15 protein-coding genes are annotated in these 26683 nt (G+C 49.2%); 7 read left to right on the plus strand and 8 right to left on the minus strand.

The features are described from left to right. Nucleotides 1–80: 80 nt before the first annotated feature. On the minus strand, nt 81–281 hold the full coding sequence (locus VB741_RS11340) for a hypothetical protein (protein WP_323365288.1): 201 nt from the start codon (nt 279–281) through the stop codon (nt 81–83). Between the two features lie 922 nt (nt 282–1203). Between VB741_RS11340 and VB741_RS11345 the strand changes: the two genes are divergently transcribed. Beyond that, complete coding sequence (locus tag VB741_RS11345; protein WP_323365289.1) at nt 1204–4689, plus strand: GAF domain-containing protein; 3486 nt, start codon at nt 1204–1206, stop codon at nt 4687–4689. Nucleotides 4690–4721: 32 nt separating this feature from the next. Here the strand turns inward: VB741_RS11345 and VB741_RS11350 are convergent, their stop codons facing one another. From VB741_RS11350 to VB741_RS11360, 3 genes are all read right to left on the minus strand, one after another. Then, the gene (locus VB741_RS11350; RefSeq protein ID WP_323365290.1) at nt 4722–7400 is read right to left on the minus strand and encodes a cation-translocating P-type ATPase; all 2679 of its coding nucleotides are present in this window, start codon (nt 7398–7400) and stop codon (nt 4722–4724) included. 174 nt (nt 7401–7574) lie between these two features. Continuing rightward, nucleotides 7575–8147, minus strand: a complete 573-nt coding sequence (locus VB741_RS11355) for a hypothetical protein (protein WP_323365291.1) — start codon at nt 8145–8147, stop codon at nt 7575–7577. 275 nt (nt 8148–8422) lie between these two features. After that, entirely contained in the window at nt 8423–9016 is a 594-nt protein-coding gene (locus tag VB741_RS11360; protein WP_323365292.1) for a rhomboid family intramembrane serine protease, read from the minus strand. A 394-nt stretch (nt 9017–9410) separates the two neighbouring features. Between VB741_RS11360 and VB741_RS11365 the strand changes: the two genes are divergently transcribed. The 3 genes from VB741_RS11365 to alaS all read left to right on the plus strand — a co-directional run bounded on the left by VB741_RS11365 (nt 9411) and on the right by alaS (nt 13533). Continuing rightward, nucleotides 9411–9983: a pentapeptide repeat-containing protein gene (locus VB741_RS11365; RefSeq protein ID WP_323365293.1), complete on the plus strand. Its 573-nt coding sequence runs from the start codon at nt 9411–9413 to the stop codon at nt 9981–9983. A gap of 87 nt (nt 9984–10070) precedes the next feature. Continuing rightward, nucleotides 10071–10763 carry an ATP-dependent Zn protease gene (locus VB741_RS11370; protein ID WP_323365294.1) on the plus strand — a complete coding sequence of 231 codons (693 nt, stop codon included), beginning with the start codon at nt 10071–10073 and terminating at the stop codon, nt 10761–10763. A 130-nt stretch (nt 10764–10893) separates the two neighbouring features. Further along, nucleotides 10894–13533, plus strand: a complete 2640-nt coding sequence (alaS, locus tag VB741_RS11375; RefSeq protein ID WP_323365295.1) for an alanine--tRNA ligase — start codon at nt 10894–10896, stop codon at nt 13531–13533. Nucleotides 13534–14017: 484 nt separating this feature from the next. On the opposite strand, the gene VB741_RS11380 is transcribed toward alaS, so the two are convergent. Together VB741_RS11380 and VB741_RS11385 are read right to left on the minus strand one after the other, a co-directional pair. Then, nucleotides 14018–16405 carry a DUF6851 domain-containing protein gene (locus VB741_RS11380; RefSeq protein ID WP_323365296.1) on the minus strand — a complete coding sequence of 796 codons (2388 nt, stop codon included), beginning with the start codon at nt 16403–16405 and terminating at the stop codon, nt 14018–14020. A gap of 295 nt (nt 16406–16700) precedes the next feature. Further along, on the minus strand, nt 16701–17525 hold the full coding sequence (locus VB741_RS11385) for a DUF6875 domain-containing protein (RefSeq protein ID WP_323365297.1): 825 nt from the start codon (nt 17523–17525) through the stop codon (nt 16701–16703). Nucleotides 17526–18883: 1358 nt separating this feature from the next. Here VB741_RS11385 and VB741_RS11390 point away from each other — a divergent pair. Together VB741_RS11390 and VB741_RS11395 are read left to right on the plus strand one after the other, a co-directional pair. Beyond that, nucleotides 18884–21511 carry a non-ribosomal peptide synthetase gene (locus tag VB741_RS11390; protein WP_323365298.1) on the plus strand — a complete coding sequence of 876 codons (2628 nt, stop codon included), beginning with the start codon at nt 18884–18886 and terminating at the stop codon, nt 21509–21511. Beyond that, the gene (locus VB741_RS11395) at nt 21504–22526 is read left to right on the plus strand and encodes an acyltransferase (RefSeq protein WP_323365299.1); all 1023 of its coding nucleotides are present in this window, start codon (nt 21504–21506) and stop codon (nt 22524–22526) included. The genes VB741_RS11390 and VB741_RS11395 overlap by 8 nt, the downstream gene beginning before the upstream one ends. Nucleotides 22527–22793: 267 nt before the next feature. Here VB741_RS11395 and VB741_RS11400 read toward each other — a convergent pair whose 3' ends face one another. After that, a complete protein-coding gene (locus tag VB741_RS11400; protein ID WP_323365300.1) occupies nt 22794–25043 on the minus strand; it encodes an FdhF/YdeP family oxidoreductase in 2250 nt (749 codons plus the stop codon). A 273-nt stretch (nt 25044–25316) separates the two neighbouring features. Beyond that, a complete protein-coding gene (locus VB741_RS11405) occupies nt 25317–25946 on the minus strand; it encodes a hypothetical protein (RefSeq protein ID WP_323365301.1) in 630 nt (209 codons plus the stop codon). Between the two features lie 325 nt (nt 25947–26271). On the opposite strand from VB741_RS11405, the gene VB741_RS11410 reads away from it, so the two are divergent. After that, entirely contained in the window at nt 26272–26484 is a 213-nt protein-coding gene (locus tag VB741_RS11410; RefSeq protein ID WP_323365302.1) for a TetR/AcrR family transcriptional regulator, read from the plus strand. Nucleotides 26485–26683 lie beyond the last annotated feature (199 nt).

A 26683-nucleotide genomic window follows, 5' to 3' on the forward strand; every position in this document is an offset into this window, starting at 1 on the left:
CTCTTTCAACGTGGCAATAGTAGATTGAGTCATACCAGGCATCCATGGGCAAACGAGGTTGCCTTAGATCCTATGGCTTCTTAATCCTCTGTTTGATAATTATTAAGAAACGTGTGCGTTCGCCCTAGAGAATGGGGGCAGGTAAAGGCTCCTGGCACCGCAAATGCCACCACGGTTTTGTGCTCAAAGAAATCCGCCGTCGACAGCTCGTACCAACCCACCGCTGTCACTATTCGGAAGCTTACTTGGGGGACAGGCCGACCCTCATGGTTGAACAACATTTACCTAGCTCCTGACTCACATTCAGCACCAGTTAGACTCTGCTTAACTACGACATTGATAAACAGGAAATACAACTATAAGGACAACCGGGAGCTGCCCCCACAGTGACTAACGGCATAGTTATCGGTCAACTTGGTATATTCCAAGCTTAATCACGCCACCCTGATTTTGGCCGTTAAAAATGAAATTGCTTTGCAATACTTAAAGTCTCTGTAAGGTTTGTTACATAGAACCTGTGCCTTAATCCAATCTAAGTAGGTTTTCCTAGGAACTATTTCCACCGTAATCAAGTCCTTAAGGTAGTTGCTAATAGGTGCCATTTACCAGCAGCATCAGGTGTGAACATCAACCCTTTGCAAAGCAAGTATCCTGGGCAATGCTCAGAAACTTGTTTTAATCTTGTCAGAAACTTGTTTTAATCTTGACTGAATTATCCCAAGTTGTCTGACTTTACAACAGGTTTTTGATATATCGAATATTTAGTGTATATGGATAGGGGTATGGCTGATCCTGGTGATCGATGCAAGGAAGCCAAACACCTGTTTTCTATCTTATGAACGATTAGGCTAACCCACTTATCCCAATTGGAAACTGTTGGGCACGTTGTTTTTGAGGTCAAGGCAATTAATAGAGGTGCCCTGTTGTTGAAAATTAGCCAATGTTCCGATGAAGAATTCTCCTGATAGTTAGGAATACTTTCAGAATCCTTTATTTAGCAAGTTTTAATGTGACGAGACGTACATAGCTCACAACGTAGGTGATCGCTGAAAGCTTTAGGTAGCAACGGCTATGTGCGGCACAATCCGATGAATATATTCATCGGATTGCGATATGTGGCTCCTTTCATAGATTAACGAGATGCATTTCATCCCTAGATTTAGTCATGTCAAACAAACTGTAGGTGGTGAAGTGACGGCGACCATGCCTACTCAGCAGTTCAACCCTGTGATGGATAGCATCAACTTCAGTATTCGTCTATTAGATCTCGATACGACTTTACAGAATATCGTGGTCGAAGTTAGACAGCTGCTCAATGTAGATCGAGTAGCTATTTTCAAGTTTGAACCTGGTCTGGGTGGAAATGGTTCGTTTATTGTTGAGGATTTGGCAAAAGGCTATTTATCGCTCCTGGCTATCCAACGAGATAAGCCTTTTAGAGCTGATCCGGTCCAATATCTTGAAGGACAGACCCAGGCAATCGCCGATATTCATCATGCTGATTTAGACCCTCGGGATGTGGAGCGGTTCAATCAGTGGCAAGTGAAAAGTAGTTTAGTTGTGCCCATACTTAAGGAACAGGACCTCTGGGGATTGCTATGGGTGCACCATTGCCAAGCTGCCCATGAGTGGCGTCCCGAAGAAATTAGTCTAGTGCAGCAGATTGTTGAAAAATTTAGGCTAGTCCTGGATCAGATGGAAGATTTTACTACAGTCTATCCCCATGAAATACTGACTGATGATCTGGATCGCGAACAAGCCCTGGCCAAAACGATTGGCAAGATTCGTCAGTCTCTGGATATAGATGGTTTGCTTAAAACTGTTACCACCGAAATATGCCATCTTTTAAAAGCAGATCGGGTGGCAATATTTCAGTTTACGCCTGAACAAGGTGGGCAGGGGGAATTTGTTGCTGAAAATGTATCGGGCAATTGGCGATCTGTCTTAACTCAAGAAGCATTTGAGTATAATTTTGAGGAGCCATCGATCCCTCAAAGTGATGAGAGACGAGTTCAGGCCGTCAGCGATATTTTCAAGGCTGGGCTGAGTGACAATCACGTTAAGTTCTTAGAACGGTTTGAGGTTAGGGCTAATCTAGAAGTACCTATCCTACAAGGTGAACAGGTATGGGGACTAATCTGTATCCATCAATGTGAATGTGTACGCCACTGGAGTGCAGATGACATCAGGTTTGTACAGCAGATTGTGGAATATTTAAGTTTTGCCTTACAACAGTTAAAGCTGTTGGAGCAGCTACGCTATCAGACCGAGCAGCAAAAGTCCCTAACGGGTGTGATTACCCGGATTCGTGAATCCCTTGATTTGGAAACTATTTTCCAAACAACAGCCCAGGAAGTGAGACAGCTACTAAAGGCTGATCAAGTGGGTATCTTTTTCTTTCAAAGTGAAGAGCATTGGGAAGGACAGTTTGTTGCTGAAGATTATGGCGAAGGAGTAATATCCATCCTTGAGGAACAGATTTATGATCACTCCTTTGGAAAAAGCTATAGGCCTCTTTATCAGGCAGGGCAGATGTATGTTGCCAACAACATTTATGAACATGGCATCCAACACAGTTGTATTCAGACACTAGAGTATTTTGGCATCCAGGCGAATGTGGTATCGCCCATTATGAATGGGACTGAGCTATGGGGTCTGCTTTGCATTCATCAATGTCAGAGTACTCGGCAATGGCAACTGTCTGAAATTGAGTTTATTGACCAAATTGCTAAGCATTTGGGGGTTGCCCTAGGTCAATGGAGCCAGGTGGAGCAGTTAAAACTGCAGGCTGCTCAGCTGGCTTATATCTCGTCCCGTGAACGGGCATTAGAGCAGCAACAGCTGTTATCTGAAACCATTAATGCTATTCGTGACTCCCTACAAATCGAGGAGATTTTTGATACGACGACCAAAAAAATTCAATCGCTATTCAAAACCGATCGGGTAGTTATTTATCGGTTTAATTCTAATTGGAGCGGTCAGTTTGTGGCCGAATCTGTGGCAGATGGCTGGCCTGAGCTGGTGGGTGCTCAGAAAATAATTAAAGATCCCTATTTGATGGAGCATCAAGGGGGACGCTACGCCCATCAGCAAACCTTGGCGGTGGATGATATTCATCAGACGGACTGTGAAGCTCATCATATGACCTTGCTAGAGGACTCTAATGCACTGGCTTATATTATTGTGCCAATCATGGAGGGTAATGGATTATGGGGGTTGCTAGCGGTTTGTCAAAATTCTTGTCCGCGTCATTGGGAAACGGATGAAATAGATTTTTTATCCCAGGTGAGTACTCAACTGGGGGTAGCTCTAAATCAGGCAGAGGTGGTGGCCCAGGTGCGCGAGCAGGCGGCGGCTTTGCAAAAGGCTACGGATCGCCAAAGGGCTTTGACTCTAACCATTGATAAAATTCGTCAATCCTTGGATATTGACGTGATTTTTACCACCACCACCCATGAGGTGCGACAGCTTCTAGAAGTAGATCGGGTGGCTATTTATCGATTTAATTCTGACTGGAGTGGGGCATTTGTGGCTGACTCTATGGTGGATAGTTGGCAACCGGCTATTCCCAATCAGACGATTATCCAGGAGGTTTTTTCCGCACCTGATCAGGATGGTCAATTACCCCGCAATGAGGTGTTTGTCCCGATTTCACAAGGGGAAAAACTGTGGGGGTTGCTAATGGCCTATCAAACGTCAAAACCTCGCTACTGGGATGAGGACGCGGTAGGACTGTTGGCCCAGGTGGGGACTCAATTGGGTGTAGCGTTGCAGCAGGCGGAGCTGTTGACTAAAACTCAACAACAAACGGTAACCCTAAATAAAACCCTACAAGCGTTAAAAAGTACCCAGGCTCGGTTGGTGCAGGGTGAGAAAATGGCTGGATTGGGTCAGCTAGCGGCTGGCATTGCCCATGAGATTAACAATCCGGTGGGATTTATCTCTAGCAATTTAGAGCCGCTGCAGGTGTATGTGACTGGACTGTTGGAACTGCTGGATCTGTACCAACAGCAGTATCCGAAACCAGAACAGCCCATTGAAGACAAGATTGAGGATATTGACATGGAATTTATCTTAGAGGATTTGCCTAAGATAATGGCGTCCATGCAAATGGGGTCTAGTCGCATTGTCGATATTGTTAGGAGCATGCAAAACTTCTCCCGGGTGGATGAATCTGCGCTCAAAAATGTGGATATTCATCAGGGGATTGATAATGCGCTTTTAATTTTGAAACATCGGTTAAAGGCGGATAAACTGCACGCTGATATCAATGTTGTTAAATCCTATGGGGATTTACCGTCTATTCAATGTTACGCCAGCCATCTTAACCAGGTATTTATGAATATTTTGGTGAATGCTGTAGATGCCTTTGATGGGCATCAACTGCCCAATCATCGGTCACCGAAAATTCAGATTTCTACCAGTTGGAAACAGGAGAAGAATGCTCTAGTCATAGAGGTGGCGGATAATGGCCCTGGCATTCCAGAGGAGGTGGCGGCCAATATCTTTAATCCGTTTTTTACCACAAAACCGGTGGGTAAAGGAACTGGATTAGGGCTATCCATTAGTTATCAAATTGTGACGGAAATGCATCAGGGCAAATTGTACTGTCAGTCTAATGTCGGCCAGGGGACGACGTTTTACATTGAGATTCCGGTGGCGCTTACGCCGGTAAGTGATGGTCATTAGGGGGAATGGGTTTCGATCAACTTAGCCGGGCTTCACTTGACGACAGCTTTTTTCAGCTCTAAGGTCCAAAAGCTGATGGTGCCGAGGAGCATTGCGATCGCAATCTGCCTCCCACTCAACGCCACGGTCGAGAAAAACACTTGGCACACCGGCACATAAATCACCAGCAATTGTAAACAGAAGGTGAGCAGCACCGCCCCCAGTAGCTTTTTATTGGACAGGAGTCCAATCTTAAACAATGACTCCGATGACGACCGCACCGCTTCTGACAGGGCAATGCGAGAAAACGCCAGGGTGGTAAACACCATGGTTTGCCAAGCGGGATCTCCTCCACGCCAGTAGGTGTGGGCTACCAGGATTAAAACAATTCCCAAGAGTAACCCAACCCAGAGAATATCGGTGCCCATGCCCCGACTAAAAATACTCTCATTGGGTCGATAGGGGGGGCGCTTCATCACCCGTTTTTCCGCCGGTTCAAAACTCAGGGCCAGGGCCAGTAAACCATCGGCAATTAGATTGATCCATAAAATCTGGATTGGCACCAGTGGGATCGGCATGCCGAAAAAAGGCGCTAAGAACAACAGCCACAGCTGACCCACATTGCCCGCCAGGGTGTACTTAATAAATTTACGAATGTTGTCATAGATCACGCGCCCTTCCCTAACGGCGGCCACAATAGAGGCAAAGTTGTCGTCCTGTAGCACAATATCGGCGGCCTCCTTCGCCACATCAGTGCCGCTGATCCCCATGGCCACGCCAATATCCGCCTGCTTGAGGGCTGGAGCGTCATTCACCCCATCTCCCGTCATCGCTACAATGTGGCCCCGGTGCTGCAATGTTTGCACAATCCTGAGTTTGTCCTCCGGGGTGACCCGGGCATAGACAGCAGTCTCGGTGACAGCGGCGGCCAGCTGCTCCACCGGCATTTTGCTGAGGGCTTGCCCAGTGAGGGTGTTATTGTTAACGCCGTCGTTAATCCCCAGGGACTGGGCAATGTGCTGGGCAGTGAGGGGATGATCCCCCGTAATCATCACCACCTGGATGCCTGCCGTTTGGCAAAGGTGAATGGCCTCTTTGACCTCGGGGCGAGCGGGGTCCATCAGCCCCATCATGCCCAGAAACACGAGCTGCTGTTCTAGATTGTCGGGCTTGGGGATCGTGGACACCGGGCGAAAGGCCAGCCCCAGTACCCGCAGCCCCTGGTTGGCAAGGCGATCATGGGCGGTGTAGATCCGCTCGCGCAGATCATCGGTGAGCACCTGCACCTGATGGTCGATCCACACCCGATCCATGGTGGGCATGAGACTTTGCAGGGCACCTTTGCTAAACACAACAGCCTGGGTATTGGAGGGTACGGCCTGCTGCCAAATCTTTTGTAGGCTATCGGGTAGGGGTTGATCACAGCGATGGCAGGTGGTCATCCGCTTGCGGTCTGAATCAAACGGAACCTCGCTAATGCGGGGCCACAGCTGGTCTAGCTTCCGCTTGAGCAGTCCCACTTGGGCAGCGGCGGTGACCAGGGCAGTTTCGGTGGGGTCACCAATGGCTTGGTTTTGATCCAGGGTGGCATCATTACAAAAGGCTCCGCTCAAGAGTAATAAACTGAGCCCCTGATTGCCAATGGCCTCATCGTCGAAGAACTCTACCCGCTGGTCGGAGAACTCTACCCGCTGTCCGGCAATATCTAGCACAGTGACCGTCATCTGGTTCTCGGTGAGGGTGCCTGTTTTGTCAGAGCAAATGGTTGTGACTGACCCCAAGGTTTCCACTGCCGGCAGGTGACGAATTAGGGCTTGGCGCTTGAGCATGCGTTCTGCCCCCAAGGCCAGGGAAATGGTGACCACCGCCGGGAGTCCCTCCGGCACAGCCGCGACGGCCACACTGACCGCCGTCAGTAGCATGTGGCGCAGCGATTCTCCCTGGATCAGTCCCATGGCTGCAATCACCAGGGCAATGGTAATGGCTCCTGCGCCGAGCACTTTACCCAGTTGGGTCAGCCGCTTTTGCAGCGGTGTGGGTTCGGCCTCCACCGATTGGAGCATGCGGGCGATGTGACCAATTTCGGTGGCCATGCCGGTTTCGGTCACCACAAAGGTGCCGCGCCCCCGGGTGATGGTGGTGCTGTGATAAACCATGTTGCACCGATCGCCCAGGGCTTGTTCCTCTTTAAAGACGGCGGTAGCCTGCTTATCCACGGGGGCTGACTCGCCCGTGAGGGCTGATTCTTGGACCTGGAGGTTGACGGTTTCGATCAGGCGTCCGTCAGCGGGGACTAGGTTTCCGGCCTCTAACAGCACCAAGTCACCCTGAACCAACGACTCCATGGAACAGGTTTGAACTTGGCCGTCTCGTTTTACCCGCACCGTGGGTACAGCCATTTTTTTGAGGGCCGCCATGGCTTTTTCCGCCCTGCGTTCCTGGCGAAACCCTAGGATTGCATTGAATATGACAATGGCGAGAATTGCGATCGCATCCCGCAAATCCCCCACAATTACAGAAATAATCGCCGCCACAATCAGCATGACCACCAAGGGTTCACTGATTTGTGACCAAAGCACCTGCCAGGGAGACTTACCCGCAGTGGCCACTAATGCGTTAGGCCCATCGCGCAACAGCCGCTGATGGGCTGCGACTGTGGTTAATCCATGCTCTAGATGACTGTTAACCTGCTGGATTACGACATCGGCTTCAATTTGATACCATTGACTCACAGTTGTCTGCCACCATATAGGATTGAGTGTTGGACATGCCTACGCCGTTAGGCTACTAGTCTAACCTCACTATAAATAATGATTTATGGCCTTGGATAAAAAATAAAAAACTTCAGCGGAATACATGTCTCCGCTGAAGTTTTTTACCTAAGGCCTATGGGGTCAGGGCGTTAATTATTGGTAAAGCAAAATCGACTGATCCGGCTCGATAACAACCACCGTTGGGGCCGTCACATTACCCACAATGACACCAGCCGCAGCACCTCCCAAAATCTCTAAGAAGTCCGCATCCCCTAGCACTTCCCCAATGATCAAACCACCCGCACCACCGATGGCAGCATCCTCAATGATGTCGTCAGTATCGGTTTGACGAGGATCCTTTTGATCCGTGAGAGTTTCAGACACCGCAGTGAGGTCAAAAATGCGATCGCCCACCTCTGCAGAATCAGCCACATAGCGCAGTCCACCATCTACCGGCTCAAACTGGCCCCGGATAATACTCCCCTCAGGCAAGAATTGATCCCCTACAGCGGTGCGATTCTCCAGCCGGAGGTTATACTCGTGGACCTCATCCTTGTTTAGATATAGGGTGTCATCGCTACGGATAACGGTACTGAGGGCTTGATTGTTGGCCTGGGCAACAATCACGGGCTCTGCTGTACGCCCAGGGGTGACTTCCTGGGCCAAAGCTGGACTCACAATGGCCCCCAGAGAAATGAGGGTACTGGCAATGGCAATGGCTTTCATGGTGGATTCCCCCGTGGGTTAGTTGGCTTGTTCTGTAATCAGTTTCCCCTAGGAAAATGAGTAGGGTATGAGGGTGGAATGATGGATTCCCTAATCAAATTCATCCCCCAAAGTTTTGGCGTTAGCCAAACAAACTGAATACTGGGAACAGATTGATTAAACCAATCCAAACGGGAACCATGAAGCCCGTTATGCCAGTTGATACGGTGGCATAACGGGTGGGTTGTTGTTGTTTCAGAAGAGAATCGGCAACACTTGCTGTGGTTAAAATTTGCCTACAGCCTGGCGAGAAAGACCCCAATCTGATCTAAAAAACCGGGGTTAGAGGCAGCCAGCACCCCACCTAAAAAGCCAAACAGGTGGCCTTCCCAGGACATGGTGGTGTCATCGGCACCAGGCATTATGCTCCAAAACTGATCGCCATAGAGCAACATGACCAGAAAGGCCAACCCCAGGGTCATGAGGGTCACTTCCAAGTACCCCCGGGCAATCAGATACCCTAAATAGCCAAAAATTAGACCGCTGGCCCCCAAGTGAATGGCCGCCCGCCCAAAAATCCAGGTACCCAAACCGCTGACGAGTAAAATTGCGACGCTGATGGCATAGAAATCATCCAGCCCCTGCAGCAGTACCAACCAACCCAAAATGGCAAACGGTAAAGTATTGGCAATCAAGTGGGCCGCATTGCGATGGAGGAACGGCGAAAACAAAATACCGAGTAGGCCTAAGGGCTCACGAGGACGAATACCCAGGAGCCGGTTGAGCCCCCCTCCCAAATAGGCAAAATTAACAACCCCCACCACCCAAGCCATTAAGACACAGTCCCGTAGGACCTTTGCTTGGGTCTGCCAGTCGATGGGTATGAACATCGAGACGATAACGGTGCCCAATATCATATAGATAAGGACAAGCTGTTGCTTAACCCCTGTCATCACAGAAAACCTGCTGCTACAAATTTTTTGATTTGAACGTAGAGGCACCCAGGACAACGCGCAGTAAAATGAGCGTTGCTTACGTAGATTAACTGCTGTATTTAACCATACCTATATATTTACGTAGAAAACCCATTACCCTGTGGATACTTAAACAAAAATCAACACGATAGACTGGATATAGCGTCCTTTTTGGTTGTTCAGCATCATGGGTGGCGATTTTTGGGTAGGTGCCCCAGGTTACTCAAAACGGCGGGTCAAAATTTGATCGCCCTATACCCATCGGTTGCCCATGGGTGGGAAAATAGGCCTATCGATAAGTGGAAAAAGGATGAACGTAAAATCGTTAGCGGCGGACCTGGGAACAATAATACTCATGGTGTTCCTCGCGGTGGTGAGTTTTGCGGCCCCCAGTTGGGCCTATTTGCAAGACGATGTAGATATGCTGCTAGAACTTAGGGACTGCCCAGTGTGCATCCTCTCGGAGGCCGATCTATCGGGGCAAGATTTTTCCCAGGTGAATCTCAAAATTGCCGAGTTAAGCCAAGCCAATTTGAGCCAAAGTAATTTGCAGGAAGCCAATTTGATGTTGGCGGAACTGGGGGGGGCTAACCTCAGCCAGGCAAACCTGGTGGGGGCATCCCTCAACGGTGCTCGACTGCAGGGGGCTAACTTAAGTGGTGCGGACCTGACCGGTGCCGTTTTGACCCAGGCCAATATGTCGGGGGCCAACCTGCAAGGAGCCAACCTACAGGATGCGGAGCTGACGGGAGCGATTATTGGCGATGCCAATTGGCGCGGGGCCAACCTCAAGGGGGCCAATCTGCGGGGAGCCATTTGGTCGGAGGCGATTATCTGTGATACGGTGCTGCCCGATGGTGCCATTGGCGATCGCAACTGTTAAATCCCATCTAAACATCCCAGCTGACATCCCAGCTGATCAGTTACCCTGCAGGTTCAACGACCTCTGCTAATCCACTTTTACCCATCCATGAGTGACATCACCCTGAATATCATCGCCGTTTCGGTTTTTTCGGTGACGATGCTGATTTTGCTAGGTCCGCTGCTGTCCGTTTCACCAGAAGGGTTGGCGACGGTGACGGCGACCTTGATTGGCTTGGTGTCTTTGGATCAGCTGGGTTGGCAAGGGCGGGGGGGCACCCTGCTGGTGGATTGGCTGTCCCAGCGATCGCCGGCATATTGCGATCGCATCGTCCACCACGAAGCGGGCCATTTCCTCACCGCCTATCTCCTCGGCATTCCCATCGATGCCTACACCCTCACCGCCTGGGAAACCTTGCAGGCCGGAGTCAATGGCACCGGCGGTGTCGTCTTTAAGACCGACGACATCGACCGGGCCGTAGAAATCGGTAAAATCAGTCAGCAAGAGATCGACCGCTACTGCACCGTCTGGATGGCGGGCATCGCCGCCGAAGAACTCACCTATGGCACCGCTCAGGGCGGCCGGGACGACCGACTAAAGCTCAACCTGCTATGGCAGCAAATGAACCGCCCCTTAGCCGAGGTCCCCCTCAAACAGCGCTGGTCCATGCTCCAAGCTAGAACCCTGATCGAAAAAGAACCCAACGCCTACAGCGCCCTGATCAAGGCCATGGCCGACCGCCGCCCCGTCAAAGAATGCTGTGATTTGATCGAGCAGCATTTACAATCGGCAGAGGCCTAGCTCCTCATTCTACGGAACAGCCCCATTCGGGAATGAATACCTACAAAACCATTGATGTTTCATTAAACTTAATGCAGCATCAGTCAGAATGGATAGAACTTTAAGTCCGCCAAGCGCGCCCTCTAAAAAAATGTCTACGTCAAAGCCTGGGTTAGAAAAATCAGTCACCAGTGGCGCTGGCATTCGCCAAGCCTTTCTCAAATTTTACGAGGCGAAAGGTCATCAGATCCTTCCCAGCGCGTCCCTGGTACCGGAAGACCCCACGGTTTTGCTGACCATCGCCGGTATGCTGCCCTTTAAACCCATCTTTTTAGGCCAGCGCAAAGCCCCCGTAGACCGGGCCACCACCTCCCAGAAATGTATCCGCACCAACGACATTGAGAATGTAGGCCGCACCGCCCGCCACCACACATTCTTTGAAATGCTAGGCAACTTTAGCTTTGGCGACTACTTCAAAGAAAAGGCCGTCGCCTGGGCCTGGGAACTATCCACCCAGGTGTTTAAGCTGGACCCCAAAAATCTAGTCGTCAGCGTCTTTCGCGAAGATGACGACGCCTATGCCATCTGGCGCGACCAGATCGGCGTCCCCGAACAGCGCATCATCCGCATGGATGAAAAAGACAACTTCTGGACCTCTGGACCCACCGGACCCTGTGGCCCCTGCTCTGAAATTTACTACGACTTCCATCCCGAGCTAGGGGATGACAACATCGATTTAGAGGACGACACCCGGTTTATCGAGTTCTACAACCTGGTATTCATGCAGTACAACAAGGATGCCGACGGCAACCTAACCCCCCTACAGGCCCAGAACATCGACACCGGCCTGGGCCTAGAGCGCATGGCCCAGATTCTGCAGAAAAAACCCAATAACTACGAGACGGACCTGATCTTTCCCATCATCCAAACGGCGGCGGATATTGCCGGGATCGACTACTTCGCCGTGGATGAGAGCAAGAAGGTCTCCCTCAAGGTGATCGGTGACCACGTGCGCTCCGTCGCCCACATGATTTCCGATGGCATCACCGCCTCCAATGTGGGGCGAGGCTACATCCTGCGCCGATTAATTCGTCGCGTGGTACGCCACGGTCGCTTACTTGGCATCGAAGGCGCCTTTGTTAACCAGGTGGCCGAAAGCGCCATTGCTCTCTGTGAGACTGCCTATCCCGAGCTGCGGGAGCGGGAAAGCATGATCAAAGCTGAGCTAGATCGGGAAGAAACCCAATTTCTCAAAACCCTGGAACGGGGCGAAAAACTGTTGGCGGAGATCCTGGAACGTAAGCCCAAGCAGATTTCTGGCGAAGAAGCCTTTAAACTGTACGACACCTTTGGTTTTCCCCTGGAGTTGACCCAGGAGATTGCAGAAGAGAATGATCTGACCGTGGATGTGGCCGGTTTTGAAACCGCCATGGAAGCCCAGCGGGAGCGAGCCAAGAGCGCCCATGAAACGATTGATCTACTGGCCCAAGGGAGCCTCAGCCAACTGGGTATCGACTCCACCGACTTTCTCGGCTACACCGACGTCACTAGTCAAAGTACGGTGAAGGCCATTTTGGCCAATGGGGAAACGGTGGAGACCGCTGAAGCGGGCACCGACGTGCAGCTGGTGCTAGACCAAACCCCCTTCTACGCCGAGTCCGGTGGCCAGATTGGCGACCGGGGCTATCTGGCTGGCGATACCTTGGTAGTACGCATTGAGGATGTGCAAAAGGATAACAATCTGTTCATCCACATCGGTCGGGTGGAGCGGGGCACCCTATCCATCGGCGATAGCGTCAGTGCCCAAATTGACCGCGCCTGTCGTCGTCGGTCCCAGGCCAACCATTCCGCCACCCACCTACTCCAAGCCGCCCTCAAAAAGCTAGTGGATGACGGCATTTCTCAGGCCGGTTCCCTAGTCAGCTTTGACCGGCTGCGGTTTGACTTCAACTCTCCCCGTGCCCTCACCCCAGCCGAAGTGCAGCAGGTGGAAGCCCAGGTCAACACCTGGATTGCCGAAGCCCACAGTGCCCAGGTAGAGGTGATGCCCATTGCCGATGCCAAGGCCAAGGGGGCAACCGCCATGTTTGGCGAGAAGTATGGCAACGAAGTGCGAGTGGTGGATTTCCCTGGGGTATCCATGGAGCTGTGCGGCGGCACCCATGTGGGCAACACAGCGGAGATCGGTGTATTTAAAATTATTGCCGAGTCTGGCATTGCCGCTGGGGTGCGACGCATCGAGGCGGTGGCGGGTCCGGTGGTGTTGGAATACCTGAACGTGCGTGACCAGATCGTGAAGGATCTGGGGGAGCGATTTAAGGCCAAGCCCGAGGAGCTGGTGGAGCGGATTATCAACCTCCAGACCGAGCTAAAGACCAGCCAAAAAACGGTCGATGGTTTGAAGTCGGAACTGGCCCTGTTAAAGTCAGATCAGCTACTGGACCAAGCACAAACCATGGGGGATTTCCAGGTGCTAGTGGCCAACATGGGAGAAGTAGATGCTGACTCGCTGAAAACAGTGGCAGAGCGGTTGTTGCAGAAGCTAGGGGAGGGTGCCGTGGTACTGGGTTCCATCCCGGCGGAGGGCAAGGTGAGTCTGGTGGCGGCCTTTAGCAAAGCGGCCATGGATAAAGGGCTGAAGGCTGGCCAGTTTATTGGCGGCATCGCCAAGATTACTGGCGGCGGCGGCGGTGGTCGACCTAACTTTGCCCAGGCGGGTGGTCGCGATGCGTCGAAGCTGCCTGGGGCCTTGGATGCGGCAAAGGAGCAGTTGTGGTCGGCGTTGGGGTAAGGAGCAACAGCCCTCAGAACACCTGTCATGGGGTGCCCCAGAACATGTCTCCCTGCCAGCCACTTCACACTATTTTCAGAACAAAATCAAACGTGGCTCTTTTGTTGTCGTCCCTATCCTTTCCCAACAACAAAAGAGTAGAACTAAAGAAAATATCACCTTGATTGGCTGCTTCATCTGGGAAATAAAGCTGTGTCGTCAAAACCGGTTGATTAGCCCAGTTGATTGATGAAATTAGCCAGTGGGCTCAGGACGGTCTCTCTAGATTCCAACGTGAAGTAGCGACTTTAGAGAAAGCTCTGCCACCGCCAATTTCTTCACAGTTAGATTGACGGCTCAAGGTCTGCATTCTCATGCAGCTATTTTAGGTTGCTGGTAAATAGATAAGTAGATAGACCCAATCAAATATAAGACGCTAGTGTCTGAAAACCTTGCTGTGCAGACACCTGATCTAAAAAAGATTAGACTGACCTACTTACCTACATTAAGCAAACTTAACCTGAATTGTCATATCGTCATAATCGGTATCACCGCCACCGGCCATATCTTCAAAGCCAAAGATATTATCGCCGTAGAGACGAACATGATCCACCCTATCGGCATTAGCCCCCATAAATGGAAAGTAAATGGCCGGATCGTTGGACGTATCCACATCCAACAGGTCTTCAATGGTGCCATTGACCACAATAAATGGAGCCAGTATTTTGCCAGCCTCCAAGGTCGTGTTGATGGTGGTAACACTGTTAGCCTCAACAGCGAGAGAGATATCCGCCACTCGGCGCCCCAGGGCTGCTTGAATATACTCCGTTGTCACCCCAGGACTCACGGCATTACCCGCATTGTCAGTGATTTGTCCGGATAAATCATCCACCTCATAGAAGCCAACAATATTGTCGAAGTACGCTTCCCGTTGAATCGTCAAGGTAACATTGACCGCAGCGGTGAGGCTGGTCAGATCAATAATCTCAGCCTGGCTCACCCCCTGGAAGCCAACACCCGTTGGCGCAGTGTTCACCTGGGCCGCACTAATATTGACACCTTCAATATCCAGGCTAAAGTTATTGCCGGTGCCCGTAATTTGACGGCTGCTGGAGAAGGAAACTGTTCCACTGCCACCACTCAAATACGTATCCACCGTGCCATCGGTGATGGAGAAAAAGTTCAAATAGCTACCGCTAATAAATGAGCGGGTGCTGTTAAAGCTAAATTCTGAAACAAAGTCAGTACTGTTTGAGACGGGAGAGAAGAGTACCGCAGATCGAGCCAAGGCTGCTGCCGTATACCCCACATCCCCAGGAGCCAACCCATCGATGGTGCCATTGGCATCATCCGCCACAAACACCCCAATTTCTGCCGTGGTGCTAATCTGAGCCACACTAAACTCAAGATTAATGGTAGTCGCTCCATTGAGAAACGATTGCAGCTGATTCCAAACCTGGCCACCCACATTACGCCCGAGGGCACGACCATTTAAGTCACCATCCTCAAAGTGAATCCCCCCGTAGATCCGAGACAGTCCAGCCTCATCAGCGGCTTCTGTGAAGGTATCCCAGGCCAATGTAATCGATGAACCAGGGGTCGTGCCCGGTTCAAACCGAGATTGCCCGGGTTGGAATGTAACCGACGTCCCAAACGCATTGTTGCCAGTGAACAACCTTAAGATCTCTGCACCAGCGGCACTAAAGGCACTGTGGCCAGAGGTATATTCCGAAAAGGGTGGAGACGGGTCACCGCCGGGGGTTTGGTAAGTTAAAAAGTCTTCAGCCAGAATCAGGCCAGTGCCCAATCCCGGCCCAGCCCAAGCATTAATGGCGTAAGGTCCCCCGACTGTAATGGGGTCACCAATTAACCCGAGTCGACCCAGTTCACGCACCGCCTGTACGGGGCGCAAGTAGTCGTAAAATACCTTGGCTTCCCAGGTGGCGATCCCCGCATCCAAGACGGCATTACCCAGGGCGGCAAATAATACCGCATCATCATCAATGCTATTGTCGTCACGGCCAGAAACAAACTGACCAAAGGTCATCCAGGTACCTGGAGGGAAAGACGTGCCACGACCATCTTCCCAAAATTCGGCAATTGATTTCTGTTCGTCAGTGAGGTTAGCACTGGCGTCAATAACTCGCTGGGTTTGGGCAATAAATTCAGGATTAACCGTTGTTGGATCATTCGGTAAGAAAAATGGCTTCGGGGCCACCGGACGAATGGCCGCAACATCACTGACACCAAAGGTATCAACTGTACCCCAGTGAGGGGTGAGATATCGCTGTTGACGAATAAAGTCGGGATCACCAGGAGCCGAATCAATGGGCACATACTCCGGTGTCCACCTTTCTGGGTCATTAAGGGTATCCGAGTTAGGGTTAGCCGGGGTGTAGCCTGTGGTGTCGGCATAGCCACCGAGCTGGTTCGATCCGTCCTGACGACGCTGCACCATTAGGGTCTCAGCGGAAACATTACCAATCCCTGCAGCGGTTCTAGTATTCACCGTTACGTTGGCAGTATTGTAGCCTAGCTCAGCCATCAGCGTATCAAAAATGGCTCGCTGAGTCGGGAACAGTTCCACCAACACTCGATAGGCGGCGAAGCTCATGGCCTCGGTTTTGTTGGCATCTGTATTTTCAGCGGTGGGACGCTGTAATGTATCACCTAGAACTGTTGTTGCGATCGCACCTAGATCATAGGCGGCCCAAGCATCAAACATTGCCGTATGGACAATGCCGTAGGCTCTGGATGCCACAGTGGGGCCTGGAGCCGTATTAATAACCGCCTGTTGTGCAGCCCGATTCCATCGTACCGAGATGGTAGGTGATGGATCATCCGTTGTCACTAACTGGGATACGGGATCTAAAACTAACTTAACATCAGCCATACTTAACAATTCTCCTAAAATTAACAGTCGCTGACTCTCAGCAAAAAGACGGACATTACAAAACCAGCAGAAGAAATCAAGTCACAATGATATGAGTTCCCAAAATTGGGCTATTGTGACCAACATACTGTGTTGTTTTTGTGGGCAGCGTTCCTGCTCGTTAGGATAGAACCGATCGCAAAGTGCAGGAATCCTCAGTGCGGAGAGGTACTTGACGCCAATACCAAAACAGCTATGCACCACCGTAAAACAGGCAACCACTATTAGAACTCCCAAGTAGCCCTCCCAGTTCCCCCTAAAAGTGAACACTCACCCCCGGCAACAGGCCCAACAGCCGGGATAACATTCGGTTCAAACCATGGGTAATTGCCCCTATCCGCAGCCAGCAACTCACTTCAAACACCTTCTGTCTAATCGCCCTGTCTAAGCGCGTAACAGGACATTTTGACATCGGTTCTGACTGTCGCCTACGGATTACATCCTGTTGCGCTTCCCCTAGGGCCTGATAAGCCTCAGTAAGCCTTGAAGAATGGCCCATAATAGCCATCTGCCTCAAATAAGACTCCAAGAACTTGACCCGAACAGCAGGGGCATCAGTTGTGCGACTCAAAAACGGTAAATCCGGTTCAGTCATAGACCGAATCACCAGCATCGGCACAGGGCTTTGAAGTGGACGAAAATCAGGATTATGTAAACCCGGACTTTGGTTACCTGGATAAAACTCCCCCAACATCAATCTCTTTTCCACAAAGAACGGCTTTAACCGTTGCTGTATTCGATCAATATAGTCACACTGATCGTGGGTAATATCAGAAAACACAAATATCAATGCTTTATACAAAGACAGCTTTCCCTGTCGAGGAACTTGTTGCAAAAATGTTTCTCGACAATCTTTAATCACCCCCTCCAGCTCAGATTGACTCATCCCCAATGCCGAGATTTCCACAAGCTGAATTGTTTCTAGCTTCAATGAGCGTGGTATGAACGGACAGACCACTCCAGAGCGTCCGAGATTTTTGTTGGGTTTAGCCGTAAAATCCTCAATCCATTGTGCAGTCTTTAATAAAGCCGATGATTCGACAGAGCCTTCTCTCAGTTCTCCTAGCGTCACCCAATGCATGATCATGTTGCCCTTATCAAAAATTGATGGTTTGCACTCGAATCAAGCAAAAAACCAAATAAACTAAAATTGTTCCATAACAGATCTTCAACTCAATGCAGTTAAGATCGGCTATGGTGCACATGCGTCCAAAAAAAATGCGAGTAAGCACTCACAAGCAAACGGCCAAGCCAATGTCCCCAAAGCTACCGCAAGATGCAACAATAAAAGTTAACTTCAGCCATGGGATGACAAAACCACCCAGCGAAAGAGTACCTTTATTGAAAACCTCTCCCTCTGATTATGAGTGAAAGCTGAGTTTCCACTGAGGAAAACTACCCATAATCACCTAAACTTTACTTAAGGAGAGGCTACATAAATTTTTTACTTTCAACTAGTCTAGATTAAAATCATAGGCTGACTGCCATCAAGAATCGTCTTAAGACATCATTTAAATCCCCATCTGCTCATCTTTTATCAAGACAAATAGCTCTAGTTTATGCGTCTAAAAAAATTGATTTAACAAGCGTAAGCTTAAAACATGCTGTATACATTTTTAGGTATACAGCATGTTTTAAGCTTACGCTTTCAGCATGTAGCTAAAGACACATAAAACCTGCTGAAATACATATCGTTTGATCTTAAAACCGATCAAAATTAAGTTCCTAACCAGTAATTCAACTGCTTCACTATTCTCTGAATCATCTATTTGTGATGTATTTTTTGCCCTTTGAAAAAGACTAATCCAAAAGAATCATCACATTGGGTTGGATAGCCTGGCGATATTAGGGAATTCTAATTTGGCAAAAACAATCCCCATGTACATCATCAATCATATTTTTTGATCAATAGCCTTAAAACTCTTTCACACTCAAATCAGCCTAACCCTAAAAACACGAAAACTTTAAAGATCAATGATGAAAACTTAATCCTTTACTGCTCAACTAAACTCAAATAAATACAATCTTCTCCAAAAAGTTGTCTTTTCAAATAAATTTAACAATTATAGTTCCGGCTTTACATCAAATTTTATTGATTACTTAAGTGATCTCTTCTCACTAATCTAAGGCTTAGATAAAGATGTTAAAAAAACCGTGTCAAGCTGTTTACAAGCAGAAAGAATAAAAACTGTGAGGTTTCCTGGTCCTACAGAACAAACTTTCAGCGGGTGTTTCAGATTGCTATTACCAAGATTACCGTTGCTGTTTTAGAGCGTGAACCCGTCTGTTAAATACGCTGTTGGTTATTACTTGGTGGAAAGGTCATTCCGAGGATTAGCAACGTCCTAACATTTAATATCCCTTCTTGTGATGAGTATTCCTAAAGCACACCCCCAGAAGCCGGCGATTTTTTCAAATCCGTCCAATCAGGAAAGTTTATTGTCACCGTCACAGGTTGCCCCAGGTCATGTTGCTTTACCTTCGCAGGGGTACTGTATTCACACACTGTTTGAACAACAGGTGCAAAGAACACCCCATGGAATTGCTCTGATTACAGAAACAGCTGAAATCACCTATCAACAGCTCAACCATCAAGCGAATTGTTTAGCCCATCAATTAGTAATGCTTGGCATGGGGGCTGATAGCTTGGTCGGTCTTTGCGTAGAGCGATCCTTGGATATGGTTGTCGGTATCCTCGGTATTCTTAAAGCCGGAGCCGCCTATGTGCCTATTGACCCCAACTATCCAACAGATCGGATAAAATTCATCCTACAAGACACTCAGGTTAAGATTCTGCTGACCCAAGCTCCAATTGAAGCCACATTACAAAAATGCTTGCCCAGTGGAAATACCGAACTCTTATGTTTAGACCGAGACTTGCAGCTAACCGAGCAAGTCTGTCCTAATCCAGAGATTTTGGTCAATGTAGATCATCTGATGTATGTTATCTACACCTCAGGCTCCACTGGTGCGCCCAAAGGAGTCATGATTTCCCACAATGGAATCTGCAATCAGATATCCTGGAGACAGGCTACATTTCCGCTCAATCAGCCCGATCGTCTGCTGCAGACAATCTCCCTCAGCTTTGATCCATCAGTAACACAAATTTTATGGCCTCTGCTAGTAGGCGCTCAGCTAGTTCTGGCTAAACCGGGTGGCCAGTTGGATATCGCATATTTAATTGAAACCATTATTCATCAGGAAATATCAGTCATTGGTGTAGTGCCCTCTTTACTAAGGGTCTTCTTAGAACAACCCAAACTAGACCAGTGCCCCACATTGAAGCACGTCTTCTGTGGAGGAGAAGCTCTACCATTAGAGCTACAAAAGCAATTTTTTAAGCGATTTTCATCGGGCTTGGTCTACTTACACAATGTTTATGGCCCTACCGAAGCGTCCATCGAGGCCACCTATTGGGCGTGTAGTCCGACGGATGACTCTCCGGTTGCCCCGATTGGCTATCCCCTTGACAATGTAGCGGTTCATATTTTAGATGATGCTCTTAATTCTGTTCAACCGGGAGAGATTGGTGAAATCTACATCGGAGGCATTGGCCTAGCAAGAGGGTATCTTAATCAGCCAGAGTTGACTGCCAAACAATTTATTATTCATCCCATCACCCAACATCGCCTATATCGGACTCAAGACCTGGGTAAATATCTACCCAATGGAGCCATTCAGTTTATTGGCCGGATAGATCAACAAGTTAAAATTCGTGGCTTTAGAATTGAATTGGGTGAGATCGAAAGTCATCTAGATCAGCATCCAGATATTATACAAAGCGCCGTAGTTGCCTGGGAATTTGCACCAGGGCAAAAGCGTTTATATGCGTATATTGTTTCCAGTATCGAAAATCTGAAGGTCAATAGCCTACGCAGTTGGTTACAAAACCAACTGCCAGACTACATGGTGCCCGCCATGTACATGTTTCTCGATGCCCTGCCCCTGAACGCCAATGGGAAGGTAGATCGCCATACCTTACCAACACCAATCTGTGAATACACCTATGTATCAGACGATGAAGCTTACATCCAAGATCCGTGGACACGTAAATTAACGACCTTATGGTGTGAGGTTCTACGGCTTCCATCAATTAATCAAGACGACAGTTTTTTCGAGCTGGGTGGCGATTCCCTCTTAGCCGCTCAGCTATCAATTAATATTGAAAAAACGTTTAAACAACCATTTCCCATCTCAAACTTCTTTAAGGCTCCTACCCTCTATCAAATGGCCAGCCTTATCAAAGAAAAAACTGGTGATAATCCTGGAGAAGTGATTGTCCCCATTCAACCCCATGGCAATAAACAACCTCTTTTTTGTTTCCATACAAAAAGTGGGAGTGTCTTCGACTACTACGGTTTAGCCAAATATTTAGGTGTTGACCAACCCATTTATGGAGTGCAATCACGGGGATTTGATAGTGGGAAAGTCTATCATGAGCGTATTGAAACGATGGCAGCAGACTATCTTAACGAAATTCAATCCGTTCAACCCCACGGCCCCTATTATCTGTGTGGCTATTCCTTTGGCGGCCTACTAGCCTATGAAATAGCGCAACGATTGACAGCCCAAGGGGAAGCTGTCGGTCTTCTAGCTTTGGTGGATGCATATAACTATCCAGGTGACTGGTTTACTGAGCCACTGTCTGTGTGGATGCAGAATACAATGACTAAAATTAGTCACTTCTCTTGGAAAGAACGCGTCCATTATGGGCAACAGAAACTTACTGCCCTTGGTCAATTTTGTCGAAGAACATTAACGCATCAGCCTACTTCCTACGATAAAATCTCACTTCAGGAAAGAATTAGCGGTAACGCCCTCATCCAGTATCGAGCTGCCCCCTACGGTGGCGATCTAATTCTGTTTCGGGCTGATCAAACCCCAGAACCTCACGGTTATCGTTCAGTGCCAAGGGCTCCTAGCCTAGGCTGGGATAAAATGGTTACAGGAACAATAGCTATCCACTCGGTTAGCGGGCATCATTTTATCCTCATGGATGAACCCCATATTCAGACATTAGCTCAAACGCTGAGTACACATCTACACACAAGTCACGCCAATGGATAAATCAACATTTTGGTTAGACAACTCAAGGGTTGTATCGATACTGGCCGTTATCCTTTTACATGTCACCGTCATTGTGATGGTATCCAATGATATTGGTTCAACCTATTGGTGGTTTGGCAATATTTACAATTCCTCTGTACGGTGGTGTGTTCCGGTCTTTGTCATGATTAGTGGAGCGCTTTTACTCTCACCTGACAAACAAGAAAACGCTACAACTTTTTATAAAAAACGTGTGGCTAGACTCTGTATTCCCATCAGCACATGGTCACTTTTTTTCTTAGTGTGGAGATTTATAAAAGGGACTCTCAAAGGTGATCCACCGACTCCAATAGAATTATTAGGGAAATTATTATTAGGCAACCCCTATGAGCACCTTTGGTTCTTATTTATGATTCTAGGACTATATTTATTTACTCCTTTTTTTCGTAAAATTATCGCAACAACAACAGATAACGAACTCAACCTTGCCATCATTGCTACATTCGCATTAGCATCCATTAATCATATTTATCGAAGTGCTACTGGCAACGATTCTGAATTCTTTATCAACTGGTTTCTCCTATATATCCCTTTCTTCTTACTCGGGCATCGAATTCGTAGTTCTGTTTTTCAGCCCCGTCGGTATATTCTATGGATTACATTTTTTATTTCAATTGTGTTAACGGCTCTAGGATGTTTCACCACAGCTGTCAATAATAATCTTCACCTAGGTCTGTATTTTGATGGATATCTAAGTCTGACAGTCATTCCTATGTCCGTCAGCATGATGTATCTGCTTAAGGGGTGGAATACCCCCATCTTCAACAGAGCGTCTTTAACCAAAAAACTCTCTATTCTTACCCTAGGGATATATCTAATTCACCTTGTCTTCCTTGAAGTTTTTATTAGGCTGGGATACGCCACGAAAATTCATCCCTTCATATCTGTCCCCACAGTGACTGTAGTCGTCTTTACAATTGCCCTGGCGGGGAGTTGGATTCTGTCCCATACCCCTTATCTCAAACAAACTATTTAGATTTGCTTTCCACAGCGAGCACACAAAAGTGTTCCTCCAAGTCATCTAGTCAAGTTTGAGCGCTGGTGTAAGCATTACAATCAATTCTTAGCCACGATTCTAGGTTGAGATTTACGACTCTTTACATGCATTCCGAACAGCTAGCCCGTACCCCTAGAAATTCGTAAAGATTCAAGGGGGTCAGTCTCCTTCAGGGAGCAATGAAGAAGCAGGGCAACCATGTCGAGAGGCTTGTAAGGCATCGGTCAGGAAGTCAAAGATCGAGCGTTAGGGCTGATACACCAATACGGGGACTCGTTTGTAGGCTGGGGTTTGCGATCGCACATCCACCCTCGCCTTCATCAACACATTCGCCTCAGGGTAAAACATCAGCGCTGCCCCCCGCCGAATAGCCCCACAGATAATTTCAATATTCTCCAACCGGTCCGCATCCCCCTGGACCGTCACCCGTTGATGGGGGGCCCAGCCCGCCTGGGCCACATCGTCAGGGTTCATTAAAATGCAGTGGCGGTGGGGCATGCCGCGATAGCGATCGTCGGTGCGATAGACCACGGTATTGTGCTGGCCATAGCTACGCCCAGTAATCAGGGCGACCACCAGACCCTGGTCTGGCCCGTCGAAGTCCTGGGGTAGGGGCAGAGTGAGGGTGGGGATAGCAGTGGGCTGCATCTGGGCCTTACCGGAGGGGGTGGGAAAATGGGGCGTATTAAAAATACGGCCAGCGATGGTGAACTCTTGGTTCGTTTGGTCGATGGTTGCGATCGCGCCATACCCCGGAATCGTCTGGGCAATTAACTGACGCACATAGTGAGTATCCTTGAGCTGGCGCCAATCCACCGGACTATCGCCAAAGAGACGGTAAGCTAGCTCAGTGATAAAATCCACCTCCGCCACCAGGTCGGCGTTTTTCAAATGGGTTGTACCGGGATCATTCAGCCGGACAAAGTTGTTACCCGATTCCACCGTTGTCTTATGGGGATTCTCAAACCGGGCATAGACCGGGATGATCAGGGTATTTTTCCGAGCGAGACCATGGAAGTGACCGAGGTTGGGTTTAGTGGCCAGGTAAATGACGGTATCCACCTGGCCAAGGGCGCGTTTAGCCTGGTGCAGGTCAGGATTGGCCGCGTAGAAATTGCCCCCTAAACAAAGGAGAGTATCCACCTTACCCGCATCGGCAGCCTCCACTAGGGACCGGGCATCATAGCCAGGGACTCGATTCAGAGATTTTCCCAACACCTTTTCCAAGGCCAGACGCATCTCCTCCTTCAACTCGTTACTCACCCCCATGGAGCCAAATCCCTGCACATTGGAATGGCCCCGAATGGGCATCAGTCCGGCCCCCGGTTTACCCGCATTACCCGTCATCAGGGCCGTATTGGCAATGGCAAAGATAGTCTCCACCCCGTTAGCCTGCTGGGTGACGCCCATGGCCCAAGCAAAGACCACCCGAGACGATTGGCTAATAATAGTAGCGGCGGTTTCAATCTCTGTCTGAGTAACACCGCAGGTGGTGACGATCTCTTCCCAGGAGGCGGCCTGGGCCTGGGCGATAACAGTTGCCCAATTTTCGGTGTGGGCCTGGAGAAAAGGAACGTCGATCAGGCCCCGGTCGATCAGGGATTTTTGGATGCCGACCAGGATGGCCAGATCGCTGCCGGGGATAGGCTGGAGGAACAGAGAGGCGATTTCTGAGCCGGGGACAAGGGATTTGAGGGGAAAGGCGGGGGAACCGAATTTGACCAGGCCGACTTCTTTGACCGGGTTGAGGGTGATGATCTGGCCGTTGCGATCGCGCAGTTTAATCAGCTCATTCATCAATCGGGGATGGTTGGCCGGAGCATTGGAGCCGATCAGCACGACACAGTCCGCCTGCTTCAGGCTCTCCAGACTCACCATGGAAGTTCCCGTCCCAAACACCGTCTTTAACCCCACCGAAGAGGCCCGATGGCATAGATCAGAACAGTCCGCCAGGTTGTTGGAGCCCATGGCCCGCAGCAGCAGCTGCAATAAAAAAGCCGCCTCGTTAGAGGAGCGGCCAGAACTATAGGATGCCACCCGTTCAGGGGAATGCCGAAAGGCAGTTTCCACCAGGTCATATACCTCGTCCCAGGGGATCGGCTCATAATGAGACTTCCCGGCCCGCAAGATCAGCGGTGTACTCAAACGACCCAGGCGATCAGCCTCCTGGGAGGTAAGTTGTTGCAGCTGGGCCAGGGTTTGGTTTTGAAAAATATGGGATTTAACCGCAGGCTGTAGTTCAGACTTAATGGCCTCTACACTCTTGGCACAGCGCTGCAGGGGTTCTTCCAACTCATTGCTAAATCCACCTTTTTGGCCACCTGTACCCCAGGCACAGGAAAGACAGGCACTTTTATGGAACAGCGTTTGCCAGACCTTAGGACCTTGGGTGGAAAGGGTATAGTTCGCCCATTGCTGGATGACCGGTAGACCACCGCCGATAGCATGGCCTGAGGGATCTTGGCTGGGAGCTTTGGCTGGGCCCTTTTTATCCATCTGTACGCACCCCATGAGCAATAGGTTTTAAACCACGTCCAAGTTGAAACCTTGAGTTTCCTTACCAGAAAAACCACAGTTCTGGATGTGGACAAGATTTAGTATAAGTAAAACCCTAGGCAAACTCCTGTTTAGGATAAGCAATTTAATCAGACATTTAATGCATAGACTGATACCCCCATCCCCTCCTGGGAGGGGCTCCGGGGTGGGTCCCCCGGAGTCGCTAGCAGTCAAAAACTCATCCCATCACCGGCATCCTGCCGAGCGACGGATTTAATGGGCAACCCCAGTAATGTCTTGCCCATTAGCTTCATGGTCAGCATTCGCAGTAGTCTCATCCTCTACAGACTCTATGGATAATGATATTTGGGAATCTTGAGCTGTCGTGACCCTTTTCTGAAAAAGCTCTTTAAAGTTGTTTTTCCATGGGGCATATACATTATTGATACGGGTGCGCCACTTTTGTCTGTTTTGTTCTGCTTTTTCAGTAAACCAGGAAAATACCAGCAGGTCGAACAGTAATTCTATACTTCTGACGACAGTCAGGACAAAGCCTTTGAATAGGTTGTAGTGAACCAAATAGTAGGGGGTAAACAGGATAGCAGAGAACCAGAGAAGATTATCAAAGACTTCTTTATCTAGATTAAAAGATATGCTGACATGGACCCGCAGGAGGGTATACCACAGGGAGATGACCACCAGGGTACTGACGACAAACCCGACAATACCTTCGGTTTTCTGCCATAGCAATTTGAGGAAACTCTTAGATGAGGTCCAGATAATGCCTACAAAGGCGGCGGCTAGGGCTCCGTAGGTGGCGAGGTTGGTCCAGTCGAGGTCATTCAGTTCGCTAAATATAGACGTGTCGATCTGCTGCAGCAGATCGAACAATGATTGCAGCATGGTTAGTTCCTGGGAAAAAGTTTTTCTATTGCAGATGTGAGGTGATTGGGTGTCCCCCCTTCCCCATTAGATTAGCTTCTACCTACCGTTCTTGTGGGGTGTGGATTGCCCAACTTACCGTATAAAAGTATTGCTGACAACAACCTAGCCAGCCCCGTTCGCGCGGATGCTGAATGACTTCCCAGCGCTATAGGTCTACTTTACGACGTAATAGCGCAGCAACTTACGGCACAAAAGCGCTATTCAAACGCCGCCGAGAAAATTTTTGACCAATCGATTCCCAATGAGTCATGGTAATTCTCGTAGGGCAAAAGAGGTTACACCGATGGCTCGCTTACGGGAGTTTGATACTGATGAGGTGATGGAAGCCGTCATCAACGCTTTCTGGGAGCGCGACTATGAGGCTACCTCTTTAGCGGACTTGATGGCGGTCACCGGGCTGCAAAAGGACAGTATCTACAAAGCGTTTGGGGATAAGCGATCGCTGTTCCTCAAAGTACTGCAAGCTTATCTCGTATGTACTCGCTCACTGGATTGACCAACGGGCCTGGTTCCCCATCCTTGATTGGAAAGCCACCTTTGAATTGACCCGACAGACATTATTTCCCTCGGGCGTAACCGGTGTTCCTCGACCCTCAGTAAAAGGTCTGAAATAGTTATCAGTTAATGGTTGTAGAGCATCCATCAGGAAATAGGACTAGAGTTGGAATAGTACCGCCAATCTAGTCCCACCCCTA

Origin of the sequence: Leptothoe sp. PORK10 BA2 (assembly GCF_034932105.1) — a bacterium.
Taxonomy (GTDB): Bacteria; Cyanobacteriota; Cyanobacteriia; order Phormidesmidales; family Phormidesmidaceae; genus Leptothoe.